The organism is Streptomyces sp. NBC_01451 (genome assembly GCF_036227485.1).
Taxonomy (GTDB): Bacteria; Actinomycetota; Actinomycetes; order Streptomycetales; family Streptomycetaceae; genus Streptomyces.
In genome coordinates, this window is sequence record NZ_CP109479.1 from 2,490,589 (window position 1) to 2,514,549 (window position 23,961).

Annotated in this window: 23 protein-coding genes; 3 read left to right on the top strand and 20 right to left on the bottom strand. The window is 69.8% G+C overall.

Going from position 1 to position 23,961, the window contains the following annotated elements:
- Positions 1-9 precede the first annotated feature (9 nt).
- The 13 genes from OG595_RS10470 to proS all read right to left on the bottom strand — a co-directional run bounded on the left by OG595_RS10470 (position 10) and on the right by proS (position 9,714).
- On the bottom strand, positions 10-318 hold the full coding sequence (locus tag OG595_RS10470) for a DUF2469 domain-containing protein (protein WP_003965949.1): 309 nt from the start codon (positions 316-318) through the stop codon (positions 10-12).
- 55 nt (positions 319-373) lie between these two features.
- On the bottom strand, positions 374-898 hold the full coding sequence (locus OG595_RS10475) for an NUDIX hydrolase (protein WP_329270352.1): 525 nt from the start codon (positions 896-898) through the stop codon (positions 374-376).
- Positions 888-1,637, bottom strand: a complete 750-nt coding sequence (gene lepB, locus OG595_RS10480) for a signal peptidase I (RefSeq protein WP_329270355.1) — start codon at positions 1,635-1,637, stop codon at positions 888-890. The genes OG595_RS10475 and lepB (OG595_RS10480) overlap by 11 nt, the downstream gene beginning before the upstream one ends.
- A gap of 90 nt (positions 1,638-1,727) precedes the next feature.
- Positions 1,728-2,747: a signal peptidase I gene (lepB, locus tag OG595_RS10485; RefSeq protein WP_329270358.1), complete on the bottom strand. Its 1,020-nt coding sequence runs from the start codon at positions 2,745-2,747 to the stop codon at positions 1,728-1,730.
- Positions 2,638-3,720, bottom strand: a complete 1,083-nt coding sequence (lepB, locus tag OG595_RS10490; protein WP_329270359.1) for a signal peptidase I — start codon at positions 3,718-3,720, stop codon at positions 2,638-2,640. The genes lepB (OG595_RS10485) and lepB (OG595_RS10490) overlap by 110 nt, the downstream gene beginning before the upstream one ends.
- Positions 3,713-4,429 carry a signal peptidase I gene (gene lepB / locus OG595_RS10495; protein WP_329270362.1) on the bottom strand — a complete coding sequence of 239 codons (717 nt, stop codon included), beginning with the start codon at positions 4,427-4,429 and terminating at the stop codon, positions 3,713-3,715. Before lepB (OG595_RS10495) ends, lepB (OG595_RS10490) begins: the two co-directional genes overlap by 8 nt.
- Before the next feature lie 60 nt (positions 4,430-4,489).
- Positions 4,490-4,840 (bottom strand): 50S ribosomal protein L19, encoded by a 351-nt coding sequence (gene rplS, locus OG595_RS10500; protein WP_046258836.1) that lies wholly within the window; start codon positions 4,838-4,840, stop codon positions 4,490-4,492.
- A 133-nt stretch (positions 4,841-4,973) separates the two neighbouring features.
- The gene (trmD, locus tag OG595_RS10505) at positions 4,974-5,795 is read right to left on the bottom strand and encodes a tRNA (guanosine(37)-N1)-methyltransferase TrmD (protein WP_329270365.1); all 822 of its coding nucleotides are present in this window, start codon (positions 5,793-5,795) and stop codon (positions 4,974-4,976) included.
- Complete coding sequence (rimM, locus tag OG595_RS10510; protein ID WP_329270367.1) at positions 5,795-6,358, bottom strand: ribosome maturation factor RimM; 564 nt, start codon at positions 6,356-6,358, stop codon at positions 5,795-5,797. Before rimM ends, trmD begins: the two co-directional genes overlap by 1 nt.
- Before the next feature lie 106 nt (positions 6,359-6,464).
- A complete protein-coding gene (locus OG595_RS10515) occupies positions 6,465-6,704 on the bottom strand; it encodes an RNA-binding protein (RefSeq protein ID WP_055524122.1) in 240 nt (79 codons plus the stop codon).
- Between the two features lie 2 nt (positions 6,705-6,706).
- Positions 6,707-7,135: a 30S ribosomal protein S16 gene (gene rpsP, locus OG595_RS10520; RefSeq protein ID WP_329270370.1), complete on the bottom strand. Its 429-nt coding sequence runs from the start codon at positions 7,133-7,135 to the stop codon at positions 6,707-6,709.
- Between the two features lie 309 nt (positions 7,136-7,444).
- Positions 7,445-8,047, bottom strand: a complete 603-nt coding sequence (locus tag OG595_RS10525; RefSeq protein ID WP_329270372.1) for a hypothetical protein — start codon at positions 8,045-8,047, stop codon at positions 7,445-7,447.
- A gap of 251 nt (positions 8,048-8,298) precedes the next feature.
- Positions 8,299-9,714 carry a proline--tRNA ligase gene (gene proS / locus OG595_RS10530; RefSeq protein WP_329270374.1) on the bottom strand — a complete coding sequence of 472 codons (1,416 nt, stop codon included), beginning with the start codon at positions 9,712-9,714 and terminating at the stop codon, positions 8,299-8,301.
- Between the two features lie 201 nt (positions 9,715-9,915).
- Between proS and OG595_RS10535 the strand changes: the two genes are divergently transcribed.
- Positions 9,916-10,761 carry an SAM-dependent methyltransferase gene (locus tag OG595_RS10535; protein WP_329270376.1) on the top strand — a complete coding sequence of 282 codons (846 nt, stop codon included), beginning with the start codon at positions 9,916-9,918 and terminating at the stop codon, positions 10,759-10,761.
- Positions 10,762-10,986: 225 nt separating this feature from the next.
- On the opposite strand, the gene ffh is transcribed toward OG595_RS10535, so the two are convergent.
- From ffh to nsdA, 5 genes are all read right to left on the bottom strand, one after another.
- On the bottom strand, positions 10,987-12,546 hold the full coding sequence (ffh, locus tag OG595_RS10540; RefSeq protein WP_329270379.1) for a signal recognition particle protein: 1,560 nt from the start codon (positions 12,544-12,546) through the stop codon (positions 10,987-10,989).
- Positions 12,547-12,667: 121 nt separating this feature from the next.
- The gene (locus OG595_RS10545) at positions 12,668-15,148 is read right to left on the bottom strand and encodes a [protein-PII] uridylyltransferase (RefSeq protein WP_329270381.1); all 2,481 of its coding nucleotides are present in this window, start codon (positions 15,146-15,148) and stop codon (positions 12,668-12,670) included.
- Positions 15,149-15,176: 28 nt separating this feature from the next.
- Entirely contained in the window at positions 15,177-15,515 is a 339-nt protein-coding gene (locus OG595_RS10550; RefSeq protein WP_329270382.1) for a P-II family nitrogen regulator, read from the bottom strand.
- The gene (locus OG595_RS10555; RefSeq protein ID WP_329270384.1) at positions 15,512-16,852 is read right to left on the bottom strand and encodes an ammonium transporter; all 1,341 of its coding nucleotides are present in this window, start codon (positions 16,850-16,852) and stop codon (positions 15,512-15,514) included. Before OG595_RS10555 ends, OG595_RS10550 begins: the two co-directional genes overlap by 4 nt.
- Positions 16,853-17,161: 309 nt before the next feature.
- Positions 17,162-18,646 (bottom strand): transcriptional repressor NsdA, encoded by a 1,485-nt coding sequence (nsdA, locus tag OG595_RS10560; RefSeq protein ID WP_329270386.1) that lies wholly within the window; start codon positions 18,644-18,646, stop codon positions 17,162-17,164.
- 458 nt (positions 18,647-19,104) lie between these two features.
- Here nsdA and OG595_RS10565 point away from each other — a divergent pair, with 458 nt between their 5' ends.
- Positions 19,105-19,767 carry a bifunctional DNA primase/polymerase gene (locus OG595_RS10565; protein WP_329270388.1) on the top strand — a complete coding sequence of 221 codons (663 nt, stop codon included), beginning with the start codon at positions 19,105-19,107 and terminating at the stop codon, positions 19,765-19,767.
- Between the two features lie 116 nt (positions 19,768-19,883).
- On the opposite strand, the gene ftsY is transcribed toward OG595_RS10565, so the two are convergent.
- Positions 19,884-21,086, bottom strand: coding sequence for a signal recognition particle-docking protein FtsY (ftsY, locus tag OG595_RS10570; protein WP_329270391.1), 1,203 nt, complete (start codon positions 21,084-21,086; stop codon positions 19,884-19,886).
- A gap of 228 nt (positions 21,087-21,314) precedes the next feature.
- Here ftsY and OG595_RS10575 point away from each other — a divergent pair, with 228 nt between their 5' ends.
- Positions 21,315-22,286 (top strand): LLM class flavin-dependent oxidoreductase, encoded by a 972-nt coding sequence (locus tag OG595_RS10575; protein ID WP_329270393.1) that lies wholly within the window; start codon positions 21,315-21,317, stop codon positions 22,284-22,286.
- Between the two features lie 117 nt (positions 22,287-22,403).
- Here OG595_RS10575 and OG595_RS10580 read toward each other — a convergent pair whose 3' ends face one another.
- Positions 22,404-23,822, bottom strand: a complete 1,419-nt coding sequence (locus tag OG595_RS10580; protein WP_329270395.1) for a sugar porter family MFS transporter — start codon at positions 23,820-23,822, stop codon at positions 22,404-22,406.
- Positions 23,823-23,961 lie beyond the last annotated feature (139 nt).

Sequence of the window (23,961 nt, forward strand, 5' to 3'; positions counted from 1 at the left end):
GAGTGAAGGTCAGCCGCCCGGGAGCTCCAGATCGCTCTTGTTCAGCTCCTCGATGTTCACGTCCTTGAACGTGAGTACCCGTACCTGCTTCACGAACCGGGCCGGCCGGTACATGTCCCACACCCAGGCGTCCGCCATGGACACCTCGAAGAACACCTCGCCCTGGACCGAGTGCACCTGCATCTCGTAGTCGTTGGTGAGGTAGAAGCGCCGTTCGGTCTCGATCACATATTTGAACAGACCGACGACATCGCGGTACTCCCGGTAGAGCTTCAGCTCCATCTCGGTCTCGTACTTCTCGAGGTCCTCGGCGCTCATGGCATGTTCCCCTTCAGCCGTGCGTCCCCCCATTGTGCGCCAGTGCCGCGAGCCACTAGACGATTTCCGTGTCGAGGGTCTCGGGCATGGCCGGGGGACCTTCGTCGAGCACCTTGCGCAGGAGCTCGGCGAGTCTGGTCGGATACACCGTCTCATGTGCCCGGGTCAGTTCCTGGCACGTCCACCAGCGCGCTCCGGCGACACTTCGCCGTTCCAGCTCCGTGAGACCCGTGGCCCGGGTCTCCGTTCTCTCCGTACGGGCCAGGTAGTACCACTCGTCCTGGTCCCAGCGCCGCCCCGCGAACGGGAAGGAGCACCTGCGCCGCCACAGCACCGGACCGAGTTCGACCTCGGTGATGCCGGTCTCCTCCGCGAGTTCCCGCAGTGCGGCCTCCTCGCGCGTCTCGGCGCCCTCCAGACCGCCGCCGGGAGTGAACCACCAGTCGTCGGCCGGATCGTCCGGCTCGTGCCCGTGCAGCAGCAGAATCCGATCCCGGGGGTCGAGGAGCACGATCCGGGACACCCTGCGTACACCGCCGGCGTGCGAGTCGTCGGCAGCGCCCACCGGCTCAGCGGGCACCGGCAGGCTCCGCCACCACGGCAGAGCGCCGCTTCTTCGCCGCCCGGTCGGCGATCGCCCCGTAGGCACCGCCGCCCAGGACGAGCACCCCGCCCACCACGATCGCGACGGTGAGCAGCCGCAGCGGACCCGGCGTGGACAGGCCCCCCAGCGATTCGAAGCCCGTGGGACGGGCCAGCATGCCGTTCATGGGCCACACCACCGCGTCGACGCGGGCCTCCACCCCGCTGCGGTCCACCGTGCCGTTGAAGGCCTCCGTCAGGTGGGCCGTGGAGTCCAGGGAGCCGGTGCGTTCGTCGCCGAGCAGGAACAGGCGTCCCTTGGGGACCGTGATCGACGGGATGCCGGTCAGCTCGGCGAGCTGGCCCTTGCGCAGGTAGGACTCCTGGATCTGCTTGCCGTTGACGACCAGCTTGCCGTCCGTGCAGCAGGAGACCGTGTCGCCGCCCACGGCCACGACCCGCTTGACCAGGGGCATGTCGCCCCAACTCGCCTGCCTGAAGACCACGACGTCACCGCGCTTGATCTCGTCGCCGTCGACCCGCTGGGCCAGCACCCGGTCACCGGCCACGATGGTGGGCGACATGGAGTCCGTCGGCACGGTGTACGGCCGGTAGAGGATCGCGCCCCAGACGAAACCGCCGAGGAAGAGCACACAGCCGAGGGCCATGGCCAGTCCCGACAGCTTGCTGCCGAGCCGTCCATGGCCCTCGTCCGTACGTGCCGTCGTGCTGCTCATCCCAGTGTTCCCCCAGTTCGGAGAAGCGATCCCCGTGGCCCCTGTGCCGACTGGCGGGGCCACGGAAGATCGGCTGTCTGGGACGGCACCCTACCCGGCGGTACCCGACCCGGGAACACCGGAGTTTCCGACGGTAACGGGAGCGGCAGGACGACCGCCCGCGCGACGCCTGCGCCACAGGACCAGCGGGACGGCGCCCGCGAGGCCCAGCGCGCCCGGAGCGGCGGCGCTCAGGTTCTGGTCGAACGTGTCGGGAATCGGCAGCGTGTCCCAGCGGGTGGGCGGCCAGGCGACCACGATGGCGCGGCCCACCACGTTGTCCACGGGGACGAAGCCCGCGTTCTTGTCCTCCTGGTGGTACCGGGAGTCCAGCGAGTTCTGCCGGTGGTCACCCATGACCCAGATTTTGCCCGTGGGTACCGTCACCTTGAACTGGCCGCCCTGGTCGTCGACGCTGCACGGGGTGTTGCCCGCGTACACGTAGGGCTCGTCGAGCGCCTTGCCGTTGACCTTCAGCGGGCCCGTCCCGTTGCACTCGATGGTGTCGCCGCCGACGCCGATGACGCGCTTGATGAGGTCCTTCTCGTTGGCGGACGGCATCAGGCCGATCCAGCCGAGGACCCGCTGCACGGGGTTCGGTTCGACGGTCGGCTCGCCGGCCAGCCAGTCGGCGGGATCGTGGAAGACGACGACCTCACCGCGCTCGGGCTCGGAGCCGAACCACGGGGTGAGCTTGTCGACCAGGACCCGGTCGCCCTGCTCCAGCGTGTGCTGCATGGAGTCCGAGGGGATGGAGAACGCCTGGACGAGGAAGGTCTTGATCAGCAGCGCGAGCACCAGCGCGATGCCGATGAGCAGCGGCAACTCCTTCCAGAAGGAGCGCTGCTTCCTGGGCTTGTGGCCGGACTCGTCGAGGTCCCGCGCCGTGTCGTCCCCGGAGTCCCCGCTGCCCGTCCCGGAGGACCCTGAGCCGCTGCCGACAAGCCCTGGGGCCCCGGAGTCACTCTCGGCGGGGACGGTGTCCTCTGCGGCCGGTGGAACCGGCTCCGCGGGGCGCTGTTCCTCGGGGCCGTCCTGTCCGGACCGTGCGCCGACCGCCAAATCCCCCACGTCCACTCCTCACTCCGAACCGCCGCCTGCGCCGGATGCGACGCAGGCCCACCACTCCCATAACGAGCGGGAGTTCCGCAGGGGTCGGGAGCGGGATCGATCCATACCGATCCGCGGAAGCCACCCTATGCGACGAGCCGAGGGCGGTGGCCGACCCACCCGGCACCGAGGAGAACGTGTCCGGCTCCTCCAGCTGGGTCCAGTGGCCGAACGGCCAGGCGATGACCATGGCCCGGCCCACGACGGAACTCTCGGACACGGTGCCGCTGTACGCCTCGGTGCGGTGGTAGCGGGAGTCGGCGGAGTTGGCCCGGTGGTCGCCCATGACGAAGAGGCGTCCCTCGGGAACCTTCACCTCGAAGGTGAACGAGGACGGCTTGTTGCCGGGGTGGATGTAGGTCGTCTCGTTGAGCGGCATGCCGTTGACGGTCACGCGGCCCTCGGAGTCACAGCACTTGACGGTGTCGCCGCCGACCGCGACGACCCGCTTGATGAGGTCCTTCTCGTTGTCCGAGGGCAGCAGGCCGATGAAGGTGAGCCCCTGCTTGACCTGCTTGACGACGATGGGGTCCTCGCTCTTCGCGGTGGTCGGCTCGTCGTCGAGCCAGCCGCCGGGGTCCTTGAAGACGACGACGTCGCCGCGCTGGGGCTTGGAGCCGAACCAGGGGGTGAACTTGTCCACGAGGACCCGGTCGCCGATCTGGATCGTGTTCTCCATCGAACCCGACGGGATGACGAACGCCTGCACGAGGAAGGTCTTCAGGACCAGCGCGATGAGGACCGCGACACCGACCAGGAGGGGTATCTCCTTGACGGCCGAGCGCCGTCTGCGCCGCTTGACCTTGCGCTGGAGCTTGCGCCGCTCGGCCCGTCCCGGCCTTGCGGCGGCACCGGAGGCCCGGCGCGAGCCGGTGGGCAGCAGTTGGTCTGCGACGGTGCTGGGAGCGCCGCGCGGTTTGCCGCGATTACCCATGGACACCGTCCGCGGCGGGCACACGCGCGTACGCGCCGGGTCGGTGCAGACGGGTCCAGTGCTCGCTGGGCCAGCCGATCCAGTCGGCCCGGCCGATCACTCTGCCGACGGGAACCATGCCGCCGCCCGGCGAACCCAGATGGTCGCGGGAGTCGCTGGAGTCGCTGCGGTGGTCTCCCAGGAGGAAGAGCGCGCCCTCGGGCACCACCACGTCGAAGGACACCGTGGACGGGCTGTCACCGGGGTAAAGGAACGTCGACTCGTCGACCGACCGGCCGTTCACCTCGATTCTCCCCTCCTTGTCGCAGCAGAGCACGTGGTCTCTCCCCACACCCACAACGCGCTTGATGTAGTCGGCGTGCCCGAAGTAGCCGGTTCCGTCGAACACGACGACGTCACCGCGCTGCGGCTCGGCACCGAAACGGTACGCGAACTTATTTACGAGAACGCGGTCCCCGATCCTCAATCCGCCCTCCATCGAGCGGCTGGGAATTTCGAACGGCTGGATGACGAACCTGCTGAAGAGGAGCAGAAACAGCAGAAAAACCAGCACGGTCAGGGTGAACCTTCCGCCCGGGAGCCACTCGGCCGCCCTGGACACCAACGCAAAACGCGACCGGTCCTCCGGCCCCTCGGTGTCCGAGATCTCCTCGGATCGAGCAGGGCGGGAGGAGCGGTCGCGCTCCGTCGGCTGTGCTTCGGTGTCCATCGGGGCAGGATGTTATCCGGCCCCGATGTGAGCCTTCTTTGTATCGGGCTCGCCGAAAGCTCAGTTGTCGCGCTTCTCCTTGATCTTCGCGGCCTTGCCGCGCAGCTCACGGAGGTAGTACAGCTTGGCGCGACGCACGTCACCACGCGTGACCAGCTCGATCTTCTCGACGATCGGGGTGTGCACCGGGAAGGTGCGCTCCACGCCGACGGAGAACGAGACCTTGCGGACCGTGAAGGTCTCACGGACACCGGCGCCCTGGCGGCGGATGACCACGCCCTTGAACTGCTGCACACGGGAGCGGTTGCCCTCGATGACGCGGACGTGGACGTTGACGGTGTCACCCGGGCGGAAGGCCGGGATGTCGGTGCGCAGCGACGCGGAGTCGACGGAGTCGAGCAGGTGAGACATTTCGTCTGCTTTCTTCGCTGATGCCACAGGTCATCAACGGGAGCTTGAATTTCGGAAGGATGCTGTCCGTGCCGGGGCGGGCGTCGTGTCCCCCCGTGGCAGGGGCGCACGCCGGACGACGCACAACAGCGACCTATTCTTCCACGCCCGTCGGCCTACGCCAAAATCGGCCGTCGGCTGACGGATGCCACCCCATGATGGAGAGCGTTTCGCGGTCCTTCTTGTCGAAGGCCGACGCCGCGGTCTGTTCGATCAGGTCGGGCCGGTTGGCCGCCGTACGGCGCAGCGCCTCGTCCCGGCGCCAGCGCGCGATCTTTCCGTGGTGGCCGCTGAGCAGCACGTCGGGGATCTCCCGGCCACGCCACTGGGGCGGCTTGGTGAAGACGGGCCCCTCCAGGAGGTTGGCCATGGCACCCGGCGCGAAGGAGTCGTCCCGGTGCGACTCGGCGTTGCCGAGGACCCCGGGCAGCAGTCGCGCCACGGCCTCGGTGATCACCAGTACGGCCGCTTCCCCGCCGGCGAGCACGTAGTCGCCGATGGACACCTCGTACACCGGCATCCGCGTGGCGTACTCGTCGATGACACGCCGGTCGATGCCCTCGTAGCGGGCGGGTGTGAACACCAGCCAGGGGCGCTCGGACAGTTCGACGGCGAGTGCCTGGGTGAAGGGCCGGCCGCTGGGCGTGGGCACGACCAGTGCGGGTGTCCGGGAGCCGGCCTCGTATCCGTCGGCGAGTACGTCGTCCAGGGCGTCGCCCCAGGGGTCGGTCTTCATGACCATTCCCGGGCCGCCGCCGTAGGGCGTGTCGTCGACCTTGTTGTGGCGGTCGTACGTCCAGTCCCGAAGATGATGCACGTGCACATTCAGCTGTCCACGCGTGCGTGCCTTGCCGACGAGCGAGACGTTCAGGGGTTCGAGGTACTCGGGGAAGATCGTGACGACGTCGAGACGCATCAGGCGTCGGCTCCCGAGGAGTCTTCGTCTTCCCGGGAAGAGACGACTTCCGCCTGGTCGTCGATCAGGCCCGGCGGCGGGTCGATGACCGCCCGCTGCTCCTCCAGGTCGATCTCCACGACGATCTCCTGGACGAAGGGGATGTACACCTCGCTGCCGTCGGGGCGCTCCACGACGAACAGGTCCTGGGAGGGCAGGTGCGAGATCTCGGTGATGCGCCCGATCTCGGTGCCGTCGACCAGGACCACGTCCAGGTCCATCAGCTGGTGGTCGTAGTACTCGTCCTCGCCCTCGGGCAGTTCCTCGGGGTCGACGTCGGCGATCAGCAGGATGTTGCGGAGGGCCTCGGCGCCGGTCCGGTCGCGTACGCCCTCGAAGCGCAGCAGAAGCCGGCCGCTGTGGACGCGGCCGGTCTCGATGGTCAGCGGGCCCGCCGTGGCGGGGTCGGTGGCCAGGACGGCACCCGGACCGAGCCGCAGTTCCGGCTCGTCGGTACGGACCTCGACGGTGACCTCGCCCTTGATGCCGTGGGCGCGGCCCACACGCGCGACTACGAGCTGCACTTTCTGGAATCTCCTGTCGTGTGCCTACGGCATTGCTGCGCAGACGACTACGGGCCGGGGACGGCCCAAGTGGCCATCCCCGGCCCGAGCCGGTGCTACGTGGTGATCAGCGAACCTGGTCCACGTCGACGAGGTCGACACGGACACCGCGTCCGCCGATGGCACCCACGACGGTTCGCAGGGCACGCGCGGTACGGCCGTTGCGGCCGATCACCTTACCGAGGTCGTCTGGGTGAACCCTGACCTCCAGAACGCGCCCACGACGCAGCTCGCGCGAGGCGACCTGCACTTCGTCGGGGTTGTCGACGATGCCCTTCACGAGGTGCTCGAGAGCCTCCTCGAGCATGCTCAGGCCTCGGTCGGCGCAGCCGCAGAGGACTCGGCCGGAGCCTCGTCCTTCTTCTCGGCCTTCTTCTTCTGGGTGATGGCCTCACCCTTGCCCTCGTTGTCGCCGCCCAGGGCCTCGAACAGCGGACGGGCGGGCTTCGGAGCGGCCACGAGCAGCGGAGCCGGGGCCGGCAGGCCCTTGAACTTCTGCCAGTCGCCGGTCAGCTTGAGGATGGCGAGAACCGGCTCGGTCGGCTGCGCGCCGACACCCAGCCAGTACTGCGCACGCTCGGTGTCGACCTCGATGCGCGAGGGGTTCTGCACCGGGTGGTACAGGCCGATCTCCTCGATGGCCCGGCCATCACGGCGGGTACGGGAGTCGGCGACGACGATGCGGTAGTGAGGCGAACGGATCTTGCCCAGACGCTTCAGCTTGATCTTGACTGCCACGGGAGTGGGTTCTCCTGGATTTGACGTGGTTGGGCACGGCGAGATTGCCGCGTGGGGTTGCGGTACCCGAGTGCCCGATGGACGCGTCAGCCGGAGGCGAGAGGGTTCCTGTGCGGCTGTCGAGTACAGCTGGCCATTCTGCCACACCCTGCGGGTCGCGCCGTACCCGGGCAGCACTTGGCCAGGCCTGTATGGGCACCCGGCACTCCGGGTGCCCATACAGGCGACCGCCCGAGGACCGCGCACTCCCCCACGTGTTCATCCGGCACCCACGAGATGCCGGGCTCGATCACGCGACGGGACGGGGTGTCAGGCGGCGCCCGCGCCCACGATCTCGGGGATGCGGAACGGCTTGCCGCAGCCGCCGCACACGATCGGAGCCTGTGCCAGCACCGACGGGACGACGCGCACGTTGCGGCCGCAGTCGCAGACGGCCTTCACACGCACCCCTCCCCCGGAGGAGCCGTGGCGGGCGGCCGGACCGCGGAAGGTGCGGGTCGTGTCGGTGGTGGTGGCCACGGTGTGCGCCTTCAGGGCGCGCTGCAGCCGCTCCATGGTGGGGCGGTAGCGCCGCTTGGCCTCGGGGTTGAGCGTGACCAGCGAGAAGCCGCTGCTGGGGTGCGGTTCCTCAGGGTGGTCCAGGCCCAGCTCCTCGGCGATCGCGAGGAATCTGCGGTTGTGGTAGCGGCCGGCCCGGGAGGTGTCGCGGACTCCACGGGCGGCTGCGATGCCATGGACTGCCTCATGAAGCAGTCGCTCGAAGGAGAGCGCGTGCCCGCAGGCGGACGACGACTCTCCGATCAGGGACTCGGGCGCGGCAAGATCGGGCAGCTCGGGGTGGTACCGCTGAATGTCGGCCCACGCCTGCGCCAGTTCTGCGGCGAGTACAGGTGGTGTCTGTGTCGTGCTCACGTAATGACAACGAGCCTGAGTGCCGCTGTGTTCCGATTCCGGGCCATCCCAAATAATTTGCACGTACCCGTCAGTTGCCGCTGATGCGTCCGGACGAGGGCGGGTGCGCTGATCTGCGGAGAAGCCTCACAGCTCATACCAAGCCGGTGCGTAGCCCCACGTACGACCCGGCGCGTAGACGTTGTCCGCGCGCCGGGGTACCTGTGGTCGTCCGGTGCGCAAGAGGCGTTTCGGTCGCTCTCGTCGCCGCCTCAGTAGGCGCGGGCGACAATGGCGACGTTACCCCGTGCGTCATCGGTCTCGGGGACCGACCCGTCCGCCGCGACCAGACAGCGTACGGTCACCGCGTGCTCACCGAGCCTGGCCTCGCCGTTTTCGCCGAGCACCGCCCAGGGGACGCGCGCCCAGCGACCGGCGGTCGCCGCCTCGACGGCCTCCTCGAACGTCGACACGTCCGAGGTCCGGGACTCCCGGCGCTCGCGCGACTGGGCCAGCAGCAGCGCCTGGTCCTCTTCGAGGACGGTGGGCAGCAGCCGTACGAGCGCGTCGAAGGCCACCGGTTCCTTGCCGCCCGGGATGCGGCGGACGAGCATCGCCGTGCCGCTCTCCAGGTCACGGGGGCCGACCTCGACGCGTACCGGTACGCCCTTGAGCTCCCAGTCGACGGCGCGGCGGCCGAAGGGCACGTCCGTGCGGTCGTCCACGTGTACGCGTACGCCCGCCGCCTTCAGCCGGTCGCCGATCTCGCGGACCTTGGCCAGAACCGCCTCGTCGCCCTTGATCGCGACGACCACGGCCTGGATCGCGGCGAGGCGCGGGGGGATCCGCAGGCCGTTGTCGTCGCCGTGTGCCATCACCAGGGCGCCGATCATGCGGGTCGTCGAGCCCCAAGACGTCTGCCAGACGAGTTCCTGCCTGCCTTCCCTCGACAGGTAGCGGGTGTTGAAGGCCTTGGCGAAGTTCTGGCCCAACTCATGGCTGGTGGCCATCTGGAGGGCCTTGCCGTCGCCCATCATGCCTTCGAGGGTGAGGGTGTTGATGGCGCCGGCGAAGCGCTCCTTGACCGTCTTGCGGCCGGGAACGGTGTCCATCGCCAGGACGTTGACCATGAAGTCCTCGTAGACGTTCCGGTGGATGTGCGCGGCGAAGTCGCGGGCGTCCTCCTGGGTGGCGTGCGCGGTGTGGCCCTCCTGCCACAGGAACTCGCTCGTGCGGAGGAAGAGCCGGGGGCGCAGTTCCCAACGCACCACGTTCGCCCACTGGTTGATCAGCAGGGGCAGGTCGCGGTAGCTCTGCACCCACTTCGAGAAGTAGTCGTTGATGATCATCTCGGAGGTGGGGCGGACCACCGCGGGCTCTTCGAGCTCCTTGCCGCCGCCGTGCGTGACCACGGCCAGTTCAGGCGCGAAACCCTCGACGTGCTCGGCCTCCTTGGCGAAGTACGACTGCGGGATCAGCAGGGGGAAGTAGGCGTTCTGCGCGCCCGTCTCCTTGATCCGCGTGTCCATCTCGGCCTGCATCCGCTCCCACAGCCCGTACCCGTACGGTCGGATGACCATGGTGCCCCGCACCGGACCGTTGTCGGCCAGCTCGGCCTTGGCGACCAGATCCTGGTACCAGCGGGGGAAGTCAATTGCCTGAGGCGTGAGTACGGGTGCCTTTGCCATGGCGCGATGCTACGGGCCCACGTTGCCGGCATGTGAATTCTTTTCGTGAGCACAGCGAGCGCACAACCTCGGCCTCACAACCCCTGGACGGCGGCTCGGGTGCGGAGTTACCTGGCATACGGGGGAAGTGCGAGCGCGCACGGCAACGGGGGCCACCACATCGGAACCAAGGGCAACTCTCGGCGGATTGGGGCGCTTTCGATGACACCTACACTCGTGCGGCAGCACCTGCCTCACACGGGTCCGGCGACCCGTGTGGACCTGTGCGCACGCGCGCGTGACTGGTCGGAGATCCAGGAGCGGATGTTCGTACCGCTCTACGAGTCCGTCTACGAGCGGCTGGAAGTGGGCAACGGCACGCGACTGCTCGGCCTCGGCTGCGGCTCGGGCCTGGCCCTGTTGATGGCGGCCTCGCGAGGCGCCGCCGTTACCGGTGTCGAGGCGTCGTCACCGCAGCGGCTGAGCCTGGCGCGGGAGCGTTTACTGCCCGAATCGGCGCCCGTACGCGCGCGTGCCGACGCCCGGCTCGTGACGAGACTCCCCGAGACGGGCACCCCCGCGTACACCCTGGTGACCGCGTTCGAGCCGATCGGCTGTCGCGCGGGCGACTCCGAGGAGCTCGGCAGGACGCTCGCGGCGGCGCTGCCGTCGGTCGGCCGGGGCTCGCCGGTGGTGCTGGTCGGCTGGGGTCCACCGGAGCGCTGCGCCACGTCGGCCGTACTGCGGGTCGCGGCCCGGCTCGCCGATCCGTTGCGCGTCACGGGCAGTTGGCGCCCCTCGCTCCGCGACGACCTGGAGAGGGTCGCCCAGCGGACGGGCCTGCGCCCGGACGGCTCCGGGCGGGTGTCCTGCCCGTTCGGGTACGCGAACATGCGCAGCGCCGTACGCGGGCTGCTGTCGACGGGGCTGTTCGACGCGGCGATCGCGGCGACCGGCCAGGAGCAGGTGGACAAGGAGCTGGCGGAGGCACTGCATCCGCATCAGCGGAGGGACGGGACGATATGGATGCCGAACGTCTTCCGGTACCTCATCGCCCGGACCGCGTGAGGTGACCCGTGGCAGCCGTTGCGCCGGCTGCCCCGCCCAGGGCCCTCCCAGCGCCTCGGCCGGCGTGTGCGGTCGACCGGCGCGGCCGGGGCACATCCCACCGACGACGCACCCCCGCGCGCGGGGACGCGCGGAACGCGTCAGGGCGCCCCTCAGGAGAAGGGCGCCCTGGACGACGTACGGACGTCTCGAATCGGTTGATCGGCTTCCCGGCCGGCCGGCTTCTCAGCCCATGAACTTCTTGAACTCGTCCGGCAGCTCGAAGTCCTGCGCGCCCTGCTGGCCCGGCAGACCGAACGCGCCGCCCGGAGCACCCTGGGCACCGGCGGCCCGGCGTGCGGCCTCCTCCTGCTCCTGCTGCTTGCGCTTCATCGGGTTGCCGGAGCGCTGCTTGCCCTTGGCCTGCTTGGGCTGCTTCCTGGAGCGGCCGGGACCGCCACCCATGCCCGGCATCCCGGGCATCCCCGGCATACCGCCGCCCTGGGCCATGCGGGACATCATCTTGCGCGCCTCGAAGAACCGCTCGACCAGGCCCTTGACCGCGCTGACCTCGACACCGGAACCCTTGGCGATACGGGCGCGGCGCGAGCCGTTGATGATCGTCGGCTCATGACGCTCGGCCGGGGTCATCGACTTGATGATGGCCGCCGTACGGTCGACATCGCGCTCGTCGAGGTTGTTGATCTGGTCCTTGATCTGCCCCATGCCGGGCAGCATGCCGAGGAGTTTGGAGATCGACCCCATCTTCCTGACCTGCTCCATCTGGGCCAGGAAGTCGTCCAGGGTGAAGTCCTGGCCCTTCTTGGACGCCAGCTTGGAGGCCATGGCCTCGGCTTCTTCCTGGCTGAACGTCTTCTCCGCCTGCTCGATCAGGGTGAGCAGGTCACCCATGTCGAGGATGCGGGAGGCCATCCGGTCAGGGTGGAACGCGTCGAAGTCGTCGAGCTTCTCGCCGTTCGACGCGAACATGATCGGCTTGCCGGTCACCGAGGCGATGGAGAGCGCGGCACCACCACGGGCGTCACCGTCGAGCTTCGACAGGACGACACCGTCGAAGCCGACGCCGTCCCGGAAGGCCTCGGCCGTGTTGACGGCGTCCTGGCCGATCATCGCGTCGACGACGAAGAGGATCTCGTCGGGCGAGACCGCGTCCCGGATGTCCGCGGCCTGCCGCATCAGCTCGGCGTCGATACCGAGGCGGCCGGCGGTGTCCACGATCACGATGTCGTGGACCTTGGTCCTCGCGAACTCCATGGAGTCCTTGGCGACCTTGACCGGGTCACCGACCCCGTTGCCCGGCTCGGGCGCGTAGACCGCGACCCCGGCGCGCTCGGCGACGACGCTGAGCTGGTTGACGGCGTTGGGGCGCTGGAGGTCGGCGGCGACGAGGAGGGGCGAGTGCCCCTGGTCCTTGAGCCACTTGCCCAGCTTGCCCGCGAGGGTGGTCTTACCGGCACCCTGGAGACCGGCCAGCATGATCACGGTCGGGGGCTGCTTGGCGAAGCGGAGGCGCCGGGTCTCGCCGCCGAGGATCGTGACGAGTTCCTCGTTGACGATCTTGAGGACCTGCTGGGCGGGGTTCAGCGCCTTGGAGACGTCGGCCCCGAGGGCACGCTCCTTGACGTTCTTGATGAACGTCCGCACGACCGGCAGGGCCACGTCGGCTTCGAGGAGCGCGATACGGATCTCGCGGGCCGTGGCGTCGATGTCCGCCTCGCTCAGGCGCCCCTTGCCGCGCAGGTTCTTGAAAGTCGCTGACAAGCGGTCGGAGAGAGTATCGAACACGGCGGCGTCGGTCCTCGGAGTAGGGGGCAGAGTGGGCTGTTCTCCAGGGTATCCGGCCTCGCAAGCAAATCGCCCCCGCCTGCTGATTCGGCAGACGGGGACGGAATCCCCGCGCGGGCGGTCACGACGCCCGGATCATCTCCTCCAGCTTCCGTGCCACCGTGGACGCCTCGTCCCCCGGCAGCGGCGCGCCCTTGCGGCTGGTCACGTAGAAGGCGTCCACCGCGTTGGAACCCAGCGTGCTGACGTGCATGCTCCGCACCCGCACCCCGGCCTCCTCCAGCGCCCGCCCGATCCGGTGCAGCAGCCCCGGGGCGTCCTGCGCGCGCACCTCGATCACCGTGGCCTGCCGGGAGGCGGCCGGATGTACGGTCACCCGGGCAGGCGGCGCCACGACGCCCCGGCGCCGCGGGTACGCGGCGTCGCGCTCGGCCAGGCGGCCCGCGATGTCCAGGGAGCCGTCCAGCGCCCGTACGAGGTCGGCGCGCAGGCGGGCCGCCTGGGGCAGGGAGCCGTACTCGGCGGCCACGCGCCAGTCGAGGAGCAGGACCGCGCCCTCGACACCGTCGGGGAGGTCCAGTGCGCGCAGTTCCGCCGTACGCACGGTCAGCCGGTGCATGGCGAGGACGCCGGCCACCGCGGGCAGTACGCCGGGCTGGTCCGGTACGGCGATCAGGAGTTCCACGCCGAGCGGCTCGGGTTCGCCCGCGTCCGGCGACGGGGACTCCTCCGGCGACGCGTCCGCCGGGGCCTCCGTCTGGGCGCGCAGCGACAGCACCGGGCCGCCGGTGCGGAACGCCTCGATGGCGAGCCGTTCCTGTTCGGCGGTGGGCGCGGCGGCCTCGGGCTCCTCGGGGGCGTCCCCGGCGAGCACGGCGGCGACCCGTTTGACCAGGTCGGCGACGAGTGAGCCGCGCCAGGTCGACCAGGCGGCCGGGCCCGTGGCCAGCGCGTCGGACTCGGTGAGCGCGTGGAGGAGTTCCAGCGTGCTCTGCGTGCCGACCGCCTCGGCGACCGAGCGCACGGTGGCCGGGTCCTCCAGGTCACGCCGGGTGGCGGTGTCGACCAGGAGCAGATGGTGGCGTACGAGGGTGGCCAGCACCGCCACGTCGGCGCGGTCGAAGCCGATACGGGCGGCCACGTCCTTGGCGATGATCTCGCCCGCGACGGAGTGGTCGCCGGGCCAGCCCTTGCCGATGTCGTGGAGCAGCGCGGAGACCAGGAGGAGGTCGGGGCGGCTGACCCGGCGGGTGAACTCGGAGGCCCGGACGGCCGTTTCGATCAGGTGGCGGTCGACCGTCCAGATGTGGACGGCGTTGCGCTGCGGGCGGCAGCGGACCCGCTCCCAGTCGGGGAGGAAGTGGGTGATCAGGCCTTCGGCCTCCAGCGCCTCCCAGACCTCGATGGTCGGGCTGCCCGAGCCCAGCAGCGTGACCAGTTGCTCTCTCGCCTCGGCCGGCCAGGGGGTCGGCAGCGGCCGTGCCGCGGCTGCCATCCGGCGGACCGCGTGCAGGGACAGCGGGAGACCCGCCTGGGCGGCTGCCGCGGCGGCGCGCAGCGGGAGTACGGGGTCGCGGTCGGGGCGCGCGGCACGGGCGAGGACCACCTCGCCGTCCTGCTCGACGACGCCCTCGGCCAAGGGTGAACGTTCCGCCACGGGCTTGCCGCCGCCCAGCATGGCGCGCAGGCGCGGGCGTACGGCGCGCGAGCGGAGCACGCGCCCCACCTCGCGCCAGGTCACGTCACTCGCGTACGAGACGACGCGTGCCGCCTCGTAGACCTGCCGCAGGAGGGTGTCGGCGTCGAGGAGTCCGAGTTCGGCGGCTACCTGGTCCTGTTCCTGGAGGGCGAGGCGGTCGGTGGCGCGGCCGGTGGTGAGGTGGAGGGCGTCGCGGACGTCCAGCAGGCGGCGCCGGGCGTCCGTGAGGCCCTCGCGGGGGGCGTCGGCCAGCCAGGAGGCCGCGACCGCGCGCAGGGCGGTGGCGTCGCGCAGACCGCCGCGGGCCTCCTTGAGGTCGGGTTCGAGGAGGTACTGGAGCTCGCCCTGGCGTTCGGCGCGTTCGGCGCAGAGTTCCTGGAGTTCGGGGAGGCGTTTGGGGGCCTGGTTGCGCCAGTCGGCGAGGACGGCGGTGCGCAGGCCGGCCGTGAGGCCGAGGTCGCCGGCCAGGTGGCGGGCGTCCAGCAGGCCCAGCTGCACCTTGAGGTCCTCGCCCGACACCTTCCGGGCCTCGGACTGGGTCCGGACGGAGTGGTCCAGGGCGAGGCCCAGGTCCCACACGGGGTACCAGAGGCGGTCCGCGAGGGCGGCGACGGCGGCGGAGTCGCTGCCGTCGTGCAGGAGGAGCAGGTCCAGGTCGCTGCGCGGGGAGAGTTCACCCCTGCCGTAGCCGCCGACGGCGACCAGGGAGACTCCACGCAGTCCTTGCAGGCCTTCGGAAGCGGCCGTGAAGAGGCCGGTCAGCCACTCGTCGGTCAGTTCGGCCAGGGCCGCACGGCGCGGCGGCCCGGACCGCGCCCCCTCGGTGAGGAGGCGCAGCCGGGCCGCCGCATAGCCGCTGGGTCCCGAGTCCTCTGCATCCTTGCGCACGTCCGTACTCGTCACCCAGCGACTCCTGTTCGTCTTTGCTGCCTCAGAGCGCGTCCGGGCCGCGCTCACCGGTCCGGACCCGGACGGCGGTGTCGACCGGGATGGACCAGACCTTGCCGTCACCGATCTTGCCGGTCCGGGCCGCCTTGACGATGACGTCGATCAGACCCTCGGCGTCGTCGTCCTCGGCCAGAACCTCGATACGGATCTTGGGAACCAGGTCGACCGTGTACTCGGCACCGCGGTAGACCTCGGTGTGGCCCCGCTGACGACCGTAGCCGCTCGCCTCGGTGACCGTCAGACCGTGGACCCCGAAGGCCTGGAGGGCCTCCTTGATCTCGTCGAGCCGGTGGGGCTTCACAACGGCGGTGATGAGCTTCATGCGTCCACCTTCTTGCTCTCGCCACCGACGGCCGCCGTGACGGACGTGCGGGCAGCGCCGCCGCCGGCGCCGCTGAAGTCGTATGCGGTCTCGGCGTGCTCGGCCTGGTCGATGCCGGCGATCTCGTCGTCCTCGGAGACGCGCATGCCGATCGTCTTGTCGAGGAGGAAGGCGAGGACCGCGGAGGCGACCAGGGAGTAGCCGAGGACGGCGAAGACGCCCGCGCACTGCTTCCAGAACTGGTCGAGGCCGCCGCCGTAGAAGAGGCCCTCGACCTCCGACTGGCCCTTGCCGCTGGCGAAGAAGCCGATGAGCAGGGAGCCGACGACACCACCGACGAGGTGGACGCCGACGACGTCGAGCGAGTCGTCGTAACCGAACTTGTACTTGAGGCCGACAGCCATGGCGCACAGCAGACCGGCGATGGCGCCGACCGCGATCGCGCCGATCGGGGAGACCGCACCACCCGAGGGGGTGATGGCGACCAGACCCGCGACCGCGCCGGAGGCGGCACCCAGGGTGGTGAACGCGCCGTGGCGGATCTTCTCGTAGATGAGCCAGGCGAGCATGGCGGCGGCGGTGGCGACCTGCGTGTTGACGAACATCAGCGTGCCGACGCCGTCGTCGTTGCCCAGCCACGAACCGGCGTTGAAGCCGAACCAGCCGAACCACAGGAGACCGGCACCGAGCATGACCAGCGGGAGGCTGTGCGGGCGCATCGGGTCCTTCTTGAATCCGACGCGCTTGCCGATGACCAGGATCACGCCGAGCGCCGCGGCACCCGCGTTGATGTGGACCGCCGTACCACCGGCGAAGTCGATGACACCGAGCTCGAAGGCCCAGCCGCCCGCGCCCCAGACCCAGTGGGCGACGGGGAAGTACACGACGGTGGCCCACAGGGCGACGAACAGCGCCCAGGCCGAGAACTTGACGCGGTCCGCGATGGCACCGCTGATCAGGGCGGGGGTGATGACCGCGAACATCATCTGGAAGACCATGAACGTCAGGATCGGGATGTTGTAGCCGTCCCACAGATCGGTCGTGCCGATGTCGCTGAGGCCGACCCAGCCCGAGGTCCAGCCGATGAGGCTGCCCTTGTCGGTGCCGAACGCGAGGGAGAAGCCGTACAGCACCCACAGAAGGGTGACGATGCCGATGCTGATAAAGCTCATCATCAACATGTTCAGGGTGCTCTTGACCCGGACCATGCCTCCGTAGAAGAAGGCGAGTCCGGGGGTCATGAGCAACACCAGTGCCGAACAGATCAGCATGAACCCGGTGTTCGCGGCAGAGAGCTTGGGAGCCTCTGCGGCTAGCGTGATGGCGGCTGATGCCATCGGCGTCTCCTCGTCATTGGTACGGCCCCGTGCGGGCGAAGCCTGAGCGGATTGAGGGGTGGGCCGGTTATGCGCCAGACATTGACGCAGCGCCGTTTCGGTCGACGCCCCTCGATGTTTCGCCGCAGTGACGAAGGTGCCTCGCGTGTTACGGATCGATGAACTGCCGGATGTTGGACGCGCCGATCGTTATCGTGGCGCAACCTTCGCCCGTGGTGGTGGGCCGACCGCGGCCGACCTTCCGATGACCTGGCGGGGGAGCCGAGTCGGGCTGTCGGGAAGGCCTGCCGCGGCCGGGGTTCCGGGGGTTCAGACCGCCTCGGCGGTCTCGGGCAGATCGATCGCGAGCTGGTCCGTCAGGTCCACGACCTCGGCGAGATCCCCGAACTCGCGCACCGCCGTGTCGACGGTCTTTCGGATACGAGTGTTGACGCGCTCGGAGCGCACCTTCTTGCCGATTTCCATGGCTTCCATGGCCAGCACCGCGGCCCGCTCGGGCTCCCGCTGGAGAAGGTGGACCGTGGCCATGCCGATCAGGTTCAGTGCGTACGAACGCTGGTGATCGGTGTCCTTCGCGAACAGGTCGACGGCGTTCCGCATCAGGGGCTCGGCGAGGGAGGCGTAGGTGGGGCTGCGGCCCGCGACGTAGGCCAGGTCACGGAACGAGTGGGAGTTCTCGCCGTAGAGCTCGGCCCGGGAGAAGAAGCGGATCCAGTCGGGATCGGGCTCGTCCCAATCGTGTACGTCCGCGAACGTGTCCTCGGCCATGCGCACGGCCCGCTTGCACTTCCCGGGCTGTCCCATATTGGCGTATGCGCGTGCCTCCATCGCATACAGCATGGACTGGGTGCGGGGGCTCGCGCAGTCGCGGCTGCCGTACTGCGCGAGGTGGATCAGTTCGAGTGCGTCGTCCGGCCGGCCGAGGTGGATCATCTGGCGGCTCATGGACGACAGGACGTACGAGCCCAGGGGCTTGTCCCCGGCCTCCTTGGCCGCGTGCAGAGCCAGGACGAAGTACTTCTGGGCGGTCGGCTGGAGCCCCACGTCGTACGACATCCAGCCGGCGAGTTCGGCCAGCTCGGCGGCGACCTTGAACAGCTTGCGGCTGGTGGCCTCGGGCTGGGGCTCCTGGAGGAGGTCCGTCACCTCGTGCAGCTGTCCGACCACCGCCTTGCGGCGCAGGCCACCGCCGCACTGGGCGTCCCACTGCCGGAACATCGCGGTGGTGGACTCCAGCAGCTCCAGTTCGGGCCTGGAGAGGCGGCCGGCCCGGCGCGCGGCGGTCGGGTGCTCGGGTTCCTCGGGCGGGGCGGGGGGCACCGGGACGAGCCAGCGCTGCATGGGCTCGATGAGGGTGGGTCCGGCGGCGAGGGACAGGGCGGTCCCGAGGAAGCCGCGTCGCGCCAGCATCAGGTCGCTGCGCGAGAACTCGCTGAGCAGGGCCACGGTCTGGGGGGCCGTCCAGGGCAGGTCGACACCGGACGCGGACGGCGACTGGCGGGCGGCGCGCAGCCCCAGGTCCTCGACGGAGACGACACAGCCGAAGCGCTCGGAGAACAGTTCGGACAGGATGCGCGGGATCGGCTCGCGCGGATTCTCCCCGTCCAGCCAGCGCCGGACCCGTGAGGTGTCCGTCGAGATGTGGTTGGCACCCAACTGGCGTGCCCGGCGGTTCACTTGGCGCGCCAGTTCGCCCTTGGACCAGCCGCTGCGCACGAACCACGAGCCGAGCAGCTCATTCGGGCGCTTGTCGGCGCTGGCCGGTGTCGTCGCGCTTCCGCCGTTGCCGCCCACTGGAACGCCCCCATCCCTGAGACCACTTGTTCGCCGAGTGCGCCAAGCCCTATCAGAATGCCGGTAAATAGGCTCCGTGTCCGACAGTTCTCACCCTTCGAACGGGAAGCCGAGTTGCCTCCGGCATACCCACGAGCGCATGTGCTCCCAGGTCTCGTGCACTCAAAGTAATCCTACGATCACGCCTCCGGCCATGGGGATCCAGGAAACGCCACCATTCGCCACCCCTTCGAATGAACTCACGGGCGGCTGCACAGGATTCACTTGACAGAGGACGGCTGGGAGTGGGCGGAGCGGTGCACGCGAGGGCGCGCACCGCCGAGCGCACCACCCGAGGCACTTCTGGGCGCCGACCGGAGCCGGTGAGGGCGGACAGGGGTGACGGGCAGCCGGAAACGCAGGGTTACGTTCTGGTCGCAGCTCGTAACCACCGGCGCGTCGGACCCGTTGGAGGGGGCATGGGCTTCACGATCGGCAGCAGCCGGGGTATCCGCGAGATCCGGACCGGCACGCGTCGCCGCGGCCGGTCGTCCGAGTGCACCGCCGTGGCCGAGTACACCGGCCTCTGGGGCTGGGACGTGGCCGCCGGCGCCCGCGCGGCCGGCGGCGCCTGCTCCTGCGGCCTGACCGACTGCCCCGCGCCGGGCGCCCACCCCCTGAGCTTCGCGCCCCGGGTCGCGGCCGGCGCCACCCTCGACGAAGTCACCGACACCTGGGGCCAGTTCCCGGGCGCCGCGGTCATGCTCCCCGTGGGCCGCGCCTTCGACGTGATCGAGGTCGCCGAACCGGCCGGCCGCCGGGCCCTGGTCCGGCTGGAACGCATGGGCCTCCCCCTCGGCCCGGTCACCGCCACCCCGGAGGGCCGCGCCCAGTTCTTCGTCGCCCCCGGCGCCGCCGCCGAACTCCCCGAACTCCTCTACCGCATGGGCTGGGACGACGCGGCCCTCGACCTGCACGGCCTGGGCTCCGGTACGTACCTCACGGCACCCCCCTCCGACCGGGGCGGCCTCGGCCCGGTCACCTGGCTGCGCCCGCCCGCCCTGGACACGGCGACCAGGCCTCCGGCGGCCAGGCTGCTGCTGGGGACGCTGGCCTACGTGGCGCACCGGTCGCGGGCGTAGCGCCCGAGTCCACGGCGCGGGGCCGCACAGCAAGGCGCCCGTCCCCAACTGCACCTTGGGGGCGGGCGCCTCTTCGCGGACCTACGGATTTCCGGAGACGGTGACCAGGATGCCGATCACTCTCCGATAAGTGCGTCAACAAACGCCTCCGGCTCGAACGGCGCCAGATCGTCGGCCCCCTCACCGAGGCCGATCAGCTTCACCGGCACGCCCAGCTCGCGCTGTACGGCGATGACGATGCCGCCCTTGGCGGTGCCGTCGAGCTTGGTGAGCACGATGCCGGTGATCTCGACGACCTCGGCGAAGACGCGGGCCTGGACGAGGCCGTTCTGCCCGGTGGTGGCGTCGAGCACCAGCAGCACCTCGTCCAGCGGGGCGTGCTTCTCGACGACGCGCTTGACCTTGCCCAGCTCGTCCATGAGCCCGGTCTTGGTGTGCAGTCGTCCGGCGGTGTCGATCAGTACGACGTCGGCACCGGCCTCGATGCCCTCCTTGACGGCGTCGAAGGCGATCGACGCGGGGTCGCCGCCCTCGGGACCGCGCACGGTACGGGCGCCGACGCGGTCGCCCCAGGTCTGGAGCTGGTCGGCGGCGGCGGCCCGGAAGGTGTCGGCGGCACCGAGAACAACGTTTTTCCCGTCGGCGACCAGCACACGCGCCAGCTTGCCGGTGGTGGTGGTCTTGCCGGTGCCGTTGACGCCGACGACCATCACGATGCCCGGGGTGTCGAGGTTCGAGTCGGTCTTCACCGTCCGGTCGAACCCGGGTTCGAGGATCTGGAGCAGCTCCTCGCGCAGGAGTTCGCGCAGGTCGGCGGGCGTGCGGGTGCCGAGCACCTTCACGCGCTCGCGCAGCCGCTCGACCAGTTCCTGGGTGGGCCGGACCCCGACGTCGGCGGTGAGGAGGGTGTCCTCGACCTCCTCCCAGGTGTCGTCGTCGAGGTGCTCGCGCGCGAGGAGCGTGAGCAGCCCCTTGCCGAGCGCGTTCTGCGACCGGGAGAGCCGGGCGCGCAGCCGGACCAGCCGGCCGGCGGTGGGCTCCGGCACCTCGATCGCGGGAGCGACGGGAGGTTCCTCGACGACGACGGACGAGCCGTCCGCGGTCCCCGGTAGATCCACTTCCTCTATCGTGCGGCGCGGTTCGTCGCGCGGCGTCTCGGCCTCGTCGCCGATGTGCGGCTCGGCCGGAGGGGTGGTGAGGTCGGGTGCCGTGGGGGGCGCCGGGGGCAGCGGCTTCTTCCTGCGGCTGCCGACGACGAGCCCGCCGAGCACACCGAGCACGACCACGGCGATGACTACAGCAAGGATGATGGTTTCCATAACAACGCCAGTATGGCGCGACCTCCCGCGCAGGCGTTCGCTCTCCACGCGGGGCCGCAGCCCGGGCACGCGAAGAAGGGGCCCCAGGGTGGGCCACGACCCATCCGGCGGCCCGTGCCCCGCCCTCCCCGCCGACAGCGCCCGGCACCTCGCACGCTCACGCCCTGGCCACCTGACGATCCGTCAGTTACCGTCCCCTCCACACCGCCGACGAAGGGGATCGGTCCCATGCCCGTCACCGTCGTACGTTTCAACCTGGTCGCCCCCGACGCCACCCCCGCCGATCTCCGCGCCCGCTACCGGGCCGCGATCGAGATGGCCGCGTACGCCGACGCCCACGGAGTCACCACCGTCCAGACCGAGGAGCACCACGGCGTCGCCAACAACTGGCTGCCGTCGCCGTTCACCTTCGCGGGAGCCGTGTTCGGGGCGACGAAGCGGATCGCGGTGACCGTGTCGGCGGTGATCGGCCCGTTGCACGACCCCCTGAGGCTCGCCGAGGACATCGCCGTACTCGATCTGCTGAGCGGCGGACGGCTGGTCACGGTCGCCGGGATCGGGTACCGGCCCGAGGAGTACGCCCATTTCGGCACCGACTGGAAGCGGCGCGGCAAGCTCCAGGACGAGCTGCTGGAGACGCTCCTGAAGGCCTGGACCGGGGAGGAGTTCACGTACCGGGGCCGGACGGTACGGGTCACTCCGCGCCCGTGCACCGACCCGCACCCGCTCCTTCTGGTGGGCGGCTCGTCGAAGGCGGCGGCCAGAAGGGCGGCCCGGCTCGGGCTCCCCCTCTTCCCCAGCGCGCACCTGCCCGAGCTGGAGGCCTACTACAAGGAACGGCTCGTCGAGTACGGCACGGAGGGCTGGACGATGATGCCGGCCGCGGAGACGCCGCTGCTGCACATCACCGAGGACCCGGACCGGGCGTGGGCCGAGTACGGCCACCACTTCCTGCACGAGGCCCGGACGTACGCCTCATGGCAGTCCGGCGACATACGGTCCGCCGTGAAGTCGGCGGCCACGACGGTCGAGGAGCTGCGTGCCGAGGGCGTCTACCGGATGGTGACGCCCGAGGAGTGCGTGGCGCAGGGGCTGGACAACCACGTGCTGCATCCGCTGTCGGGCGGGATGCCGGTGGACGAGGGGTGGCGGAGTCTGCGGCTGTTCGGGGAGCGGGTCGTGCCGGCACTGGCGGCCTGACGCACCTATGGGAAAGCCGCTCCCGGCTCGGGCAGTGGCCGAGCCGGAAGCGGCGGATACGGGGAGAAGGGCGGCGGGGACTTGGCCCTTCTCCCCGAGTCGTGGAGGGGCGGCGGACTACCCCATCTCCTCCAGTGTCTTGCCCTTGGTCTCCTTGACGAACCTGAGCACGAACGGGATCGAGAGCGCGGCGAAGACCGTGTAGATCACGTAGGTCGCGGAGAGGTTCCAGTCGGCCAGTGACGGGAAGCTCGCGGTGATGGCCCAGTTGGCGATCCACTGGGCGGCGGCGGCCACGCCCAGGGCGGCGGCACGGATCCTGTTCGGGAACATCTCGCCGAGGAAGACCCAGACGACGACACCCCAGGAGAGGGCGAAGAAGAGTACGAACACATGGGCGGCGACCAGGGCGACCCAGCCCTGCGTGGCGGGGAGTTTGCCGTCGACGAGGTCGTAGGAGAAGGCCCAGGCCTCCAGGGCGAGCCCGACGACCATGCCGACGGAACCGACGAGCGCGAGCGGCCGGCGGCCGATCCGGTCGACGAAGATCATGGCGATCACGGTGCCGATGATGTTGATGATCGACGTGGTGAAGGAGTAGAGGAACGACTCCGTCGGGTCGACGCCGACCGACTGCCACAGCGTCGAGGAGTAGTAGAACGCGACGTTGATGCCGACGAACTGCTGGAAGACCGAGAGCCCGATGCCGATCCAGACGATCGGCTTGAAGAAGAAGGTGCCGCCGAGCAGGTCCCGGAAGGTCGACTTGTGCTCGCTCTTCATGGCGTGCTCGATCTCGGCGACCCGGGCGTCCAGGTCCATGGTGTCGCCCTCGACCTCGCGCAGCACCTCACGGGCCCGCTCGTCCCGCCCGACGGAGATCAGGAAGCGCGGCGACTCGGGGATCGCGAAGGACAGCAGCCCGTACAGCACCGCCGGTACGACCATCACACCGAGCATGACCTGCCAGGCCTCGACGCCCAGCAGCTCGCCGCGCTGGTCGCCGCCCGCCGCGTTCAGGATGCCCCAGTTCACCAGCTGCGAGATGGCGATGCCGATGACGATCGCGGCCTGCTGGAAGGAGCCGAGCCGTCCCCGGTAGGCGGCCGGAGCGACCTCGGCGATGTAGGCGGGGCCGATGACAGAGGCCATGCCGATGGCGAAGCCGCCGATGATCCGCCAGAAGGCGAGGTCGTACAGCGCGAAGGGCAGCGCCGAACCGACGGCGCTGATCGTGAAGAGCACGGCGGAGATCTGCATGCAGCGGATACGGCCGATGCGGTCGGCCATGCGCCCCGCGGTGGCCGCACCGATGGCGCAGCCGATCAGCGCGATGGCGATGACCTGGGCCAGAGCGGCCGAGCCGACGTCGTAGCGGCTCCGGATGGCCTCGACGGCGCCGTTGATCACGGCACTGTCGTAGCCGAAGAGGAAGCCACCCATCGCGGCAGCCGCCGCGATGAAGATGACATGCCCGAGATGCTCGGGTTGAGCCGTTCCGGCTCGTGACTTGAGTGTCTGCTCAGCGCTGGTCACGTACAACTCCCAGGTAGGTGGTACCTGAAGGTAAAAACAACGTTGCCGAGACTATTCCTTCAAGTTTCGAAGTCAAGACGGCGATGGGTGTGAGATGAGAGGCATTCGTGACTGAAGTGTGTTCAAGTCTTGAAATATC

What these genes read in the sequence shown, in the direction of transcription:
- OG595_RS10555 (WP_329270384.1), bottom strand. Translation starts at nt 16,852, where the DNA reads ATGGCATCAGCCGCCATCACGCTAGCCGCAGAGGCTCCCAAGCTCTCT.
- OG595_RS10550 (WP_329270382.1), bottom strand. Translation starts at nt 15,515, where the DNA reads ATGAAGCTCATCACCGCCGTTGTGAAGCCCCACCGGCTCGACGAGATC.
- OG595_RS10565 (WP_329270388.1), top strand. Translation starts at nt 19,105, where the DNA reads ATGGGCTTCACGATCGGCAGCAGCCGGGGTATCCGCGAGATCCGGACC.
- ftsY (WP_329270391.1), bottom strand. Translation starts at nt 21,086, where the DNA reads ATGGAAACCATCATCCTTGCTGTAGTCATCGCCGTGGTCGTGCTCGGT.
- lepB (WP_329270359.1), bottom strand. Translation starts at nt 3,720, where the DNA reads ATGGGTAATCGCGGCAAACCGCGCGGCGCTCCCAGCACCGTCGCAGAC.
- rplS (WP_046258836.1), bottom strand. Translation starts at nt 4,840, where the DNA reads ATGTCTCACCTGCTCGACTCCGTCGACTCCGCGTCGCTGCGCACCGAC.
- lepB (WP_329270362.1), bottom strand. Translation starts at nt 4,429, where the DNA reads ATGGACACCGAAGCACAGCCGACGGAGCGCGACCGCTCCTCCCGCCCT.
- OG595_RS10575 (WP_329270393.1), top strand. Translation starts at nt 21,315, where the DNA reads ATGCCCGTCACCGTCGTACGTTTCAACCTGGTCGCCCCCGACGCCACC.
- OG595_RS10515 (WP_055524122.1), bottom strand. Translation starts at nt 6,704, where the DNA reads ATGCTCGAGGAGGCTCTCGAGCACCTCGTGAAGGGCATCGTCGACAAC.
- proS (WP_329270374.1), bottom strand. Translation starts at nt 9,714, where the DNA reads ATGGCAAAGGCACCCGTACTCACGCCTCAGGCAATTGACTTCCCCCGC.
- trmD (WP_329270365.1), bottom strand. Translation starts at nt 5,795, where the DNA reads ATGCGTCTCGACGTCGTCACGATCTTCCCCGAGTACCTCGAACCCCTG.
- OG595_RS10470 (WP_003965949.1), bottom strand. Translation starts at nt 318, where the DNA reads ATGAGCGCCGAGGACCTCGAGAAGTACGAGACCGAGATGGAGCTGAAG.
- OG595_RS10535 (WP_329270376.1), top strand. Translation starts at nt 9,916, where the DNA reads ATGACACCTACACTCGTGCGGCAGCACCTGCCTCACACGGGTCCGGCG.
- lepB (WP_329270355.1), bottom strand. Translation starts at nt 1,637, where the DNA reads ATGAGCAGCACGACGGCACGTACGGACGAGGGCCATGGACGGCTCGGC.